The 3,322-nt window shown below is 62.5% G+C and carries 5 protein-coding genes; 1 reads left to right on the top strand and 4 read right to left on the bottom strand.

Going from position 1 to position 3,322, the window contains the following annotated elements:
• A partial coding sequence (locus RT662_RS00945; protein WP_313668360.1) for a DMT family transporter occupies window positions 1-406 on the top strand: 406 nt, incomplete at its 5' end.
• Window positions 407-483: 77 nt separating this feature from the next.
• On the opposite strand, the gene RT662_RS00940 is transcribed toward RT662_RS00945, so the two are convergent.
• The 4 genes from RT662_RS00940 to RT662_RS00925 all read right to left on the bottom strand — a co-directional run.
• The gene (locus RT662_RS00940) at window positions 484-1,293 is read right to left on the bottom strand and encodes an SDR family oxidoreductase (protein WP_313668358.1); all 810 of its coding nucleotides are present in this window, start codon (window positions 1,291-1,293) and stop codon (window positions 484-486) included.
• Between the two features lie 121 nt (window positions 1,294-1,414).
• Window positions 1,415-2,137: a phosphate regulon transcriptional regulator PhoB gene (gene phoB, locus RT662_RS00935; protein ID WP_313668356.1), complete on the bottom strand. Its 723-nt coding sequence runs from the start codon at window positions 2,135-2,137 to the stop codon at window positions 1,415-1,417.
• A 26-nt stretch (window positions 2,138-2,163) separates the two neighbouring features.
• Window positions 2,164-2,874, bottom strand: a complete 711-nt coding sequence (gene phoU / locus RT662_RS00930) for a phosphate signaling complex protein PhoU (protein ID WP_313668355.1) — start codon at window positions 2,872-2,874, stop codon at window positions 2,164-2,166.
• Between the two features lie 50 nt (window positions 2,875-2,924).
• A partial coding sequence (locus RT662_RS00925; RefSeq protein WP_313668354.1) for an ATP-binding cassette domain-containing protein occupies window positions 2,925-3,322 on the bottom strand: 398 nt, incomplete at its 5' end.

Here is a 3,322-nt window from a genome sequence, read left to right as displayed (position 1 = left end):
TTTTCCAGCCCTTGCTGCCGTGTTCTACGCCTTGCTCCAGCTCCTCAGCCGCCGCCTGGGCGCTGTGGCCGAGAGCCCCGGCACGACCCTGGCATGGACACTGCTCGTGGGCAGTGTGGTGTCGTTGCCGGTGGCCATCATCGAATGGCGCACACCAAGCGTGTCGGATTGGTTCTTCTTCGTGTGCCTTGCTGCGAGTTTTGGCTGGGGCCAGCATTTTCTTGCCCGGGCATTTGCCCTCGCGCCGGCGAACGTCCTGACGCCGTTCAGCTATTTTCAGATCCTCTCGGCGACGATCTTCGGGGTGCTCGTGTTCCAAGATCTCCCGGATATCTGGACCATGGCAGGAATCGCCATGATCCTTGTCGCGGGCGCATATGTTTTCAGCCGCAGTGCTCCGGCATGAATCCGAGAGCGAGCGCCAGCGATGCTATTAGAACGGAGAACACGGCCCTGGCTGTGCGATGGATTCGTTGTGACATCTCAGTCCTGCCCTCTAGTGCGTGATTGGAATAGCTCACCAAGATGAATGCCGCGAGTGAGCGTCACATAGGCGCGCTCGATGCCGCCGCCGCCGGCATTCAGGATCACGTTGGTCGGCGCTTCTTCCGACACCAGATAGACCGACGCCGGCACCACGGTTTCGGGCCCAAGCTTTTCCAGCATGGCCGGCGGCATCAGATCCTCGGTCATGCGGGTGGCGGCCAGCGGCGCGATGGTGTTCACATGCACGTTATACTTGGCACCTTCCAGCGCCAGCGTCTTCATCAGGCCAACCAGCGCCAGCTTGGCCGCGCCATAATTGGCCTGGCCGAAATTGCCATAGAGACCGGTCGAGCTGGTGGTCATCAGGATGCGGCCATAGCCCTGTTCGCGCATCAGTTCCCAGACCGCCTTGGTGCAGTTGACGCTGCCCATCAGGTGCACGTCGATGACGGTCTTGAAATCATCCAGCGTCATCTTCACGAAGGTCTTGTCGCGCAGGATGCCGGCGTTGTTGATCAGGATATCCACCCGGCCCCAACGCTCCTTCACGTTGGCGACCATCTTTTCCACCGCCGCCATGTCGGTAACGCTGGCGCCATTGGCCATGGCTTCACCGCCGAACGCGGTGATTTCGTCCACCACGGCCTGCGCCGCCGACAACGACGCGCCGGAACCGTCGCGGGCGCCGCCCAGATCGTTGACCACAACCTTGGCGCCGCGCCGCGCCAGGTCCAGAGCATAGGCCCGGCCCAAGCCGCCGCCGGCCCCGGTGACGATGGCAACACGCCCTTCAAAGCTGATGGTCATGAGATGTTGTACCCTTAATCAATGGAATCATGCTCGCAGAATGGCCGTTTAACCAAGCCGGCCGGTGCTGCAAAGCGATTCCGCCACTGCGGGACAGGGGCAAAGCGCCAGAACGGGCCGATCAGGCGGCCGCTTGCGCCGACACGGGCGCTGCATCCAGCGAATAGCCTGCGGAACGCACAGTGCGGATCAGATCAGGCAGTTCCACAGCACCCGGACCGGCATTCACCGCCTTGCGCAGGCGGCGGATATGCACGTCCACCGTTCGCTGTTCGACATAGACATCGCGGCCCCACACGGCATCCAGCAATTGTTCACGGCTGAACACGCGGCCGGGATGTTCCAGGAAGTGGCGCAGCAAGCGGAATTCGGTTGGCCCGAGCTGCACGGTGTGGCCATCACGGGTGACGCGGTGAGCGGTGGTGTCCATCGCGATGCCGGCAAACTCCAGCGCGCCGCCTTGCAGGGCCGGGCGCAGGCGGCGCAGCACGGCGCGGATGCGGGCGACCAGTTCGCGCGGGGAAAACGGCTTGGTCATGTAATCATCGGCGCCGGTTTCGAGGCCGCGGATACGGTCTGCCTCGTCACCGCGCGCGGTGAGCATGACGATGGGCAGGTTGGCGGTGGCCGGCGCGCGGCGCAGGCGGCGGCAGACCTCGATGCCCGAAAGGTTGGCGATCATCCAATCGAGGATGACCAGATCGGGTTTTTCCTCTTCAGCCAGCGTCAACGCTTCCTCACCGTCACCGGTGCGGACCACGTCAAAGCCTTCCTTTTCAAGATTGTAGGTCACCAGCTCGACGAGGCTGGCATCATCTTCAACAAGCAGGATCTTGGCGCGCATCGGTCAGTCTCCTGTGGGGGCCGGGATCATTCCGGGTTGTAAACGCTGGACGTGAAATCGCTCTTGGGCCGTTCCGCCGGGCGCAGGCCGGTGGCGGTGAAGTAAACCATCTCGGCCACCGAGGTGGCGTGATCGCCGATCCGTTCCAGATTCTTGGCAACGAACAACAGGTGCGTGGACGGCGTGATATAGTGCGGATTTTCCATCATGAAGGTGAGCAGCGAGCGGAACAGCGAGTTGTAATATTCGTCCACCTGCTGGTCGCGCTGCAGGATGGCCAACGCCTTTTCGGCATCGCGATCAACGAAGGCATCCAGCGTGTCGCGGATGATTTCCACCACCACACGGGCCATCTGGGGAATGATCACCGCCGGCGCCACCGGCTGCGACTGGGCGACGACAGCCGCCCGCTTGGCGATGTTCTTGGCATAATCGCCGATACGTTCCATCACACCGGCGATCTTCAGTGCTGCCACGATCTCGCGCAGATCATCGGCCATCGGCGCGCGCAGGGCGATGATGCGCACGGCCAGCGCCTCGGCCTCGGCTTCCAGCGCATCAAGGCGCTTGTCATTCTCGATGATGGTCTTGGCGGCTTCGGCATGGCGGTTGATCAGCGCATCCACGCTTTCCGCGATCTGGGTTTCGCACAGGCCGCCCATGCGGGTGATCACCGCGCGCAGCTGGGCAATATCCTCGTCGAAGCTCTTGACGGTGTGGGCGGCGAATTCTGCCATGACTTTTGCCTTTCAAAGCCGGCTGAGAGACGACGGATCTTGGGGGCGGATCAGCCGTAACGACCGGTGATGTAATCCTTGGTGCGGGTCGCCTTCGGGTTGGTGAAGATCGATGACGTGTCATCATACTCCACCAGCGTGCCGAGGTGGAAAAAAGCCGTCTTCTGGGAAACGCGCGCGGCCTGTTGCATGTTGTGGGTGACGATCACGATAGCATAGCGGCCGCGCAGTTCGTCGATCAGTTCCTCGATACGGGCCGTGGCGATCGGATCGAGCGCCGAACAGGGCTCATCCATGAGGATCACATCCGGGTTCACCGCGATGGTGCGTGCGATGCAGAGGCGCTGTTGCTGACCGCCCGAGAGGCTGGTGCCGGGGTGGTTGAGGCGGTCCTTGACCTCCTCCCAAAGACCCGCGCGACGCAAGCTGGTGTTGACGATCTCATCGA

Source organism: Sandarakinorhabdus sp. (assembly GCF_032115815.1).
Lineage (GTDB): Bacteria > Pseudomonadota > Alphaproteobacteria > Sphingomonadales > Sphingomonadaceae > Sandarakinorhabdus.
This window is presented reverse-complemented; position numbering and strand designations above follow the sequence as displayed.

Coding starts and splice junctions, on each gene's coding strand:
- RT662_RS00940 (WP_313668358.1), bottom strand. CDS start 1,293: ATGACCATCAGCTTTGAAGGGCGTGTTGCCATCGTCACCGGGGCCGGC.
- phoB (WP_313668356.1), bottom strand. CDS start 2,137: ATGCGCGCCAAGATCCTGCTTGTTGAAGATGATGCCAGCCTCGTCGAG.
- phoU (WP_313668355.1), bottom strand. CDS start 2,874: ATGGCAGAATTCGCCGCCCACACCGTCAAGAGCTTCGACGAGGATATT.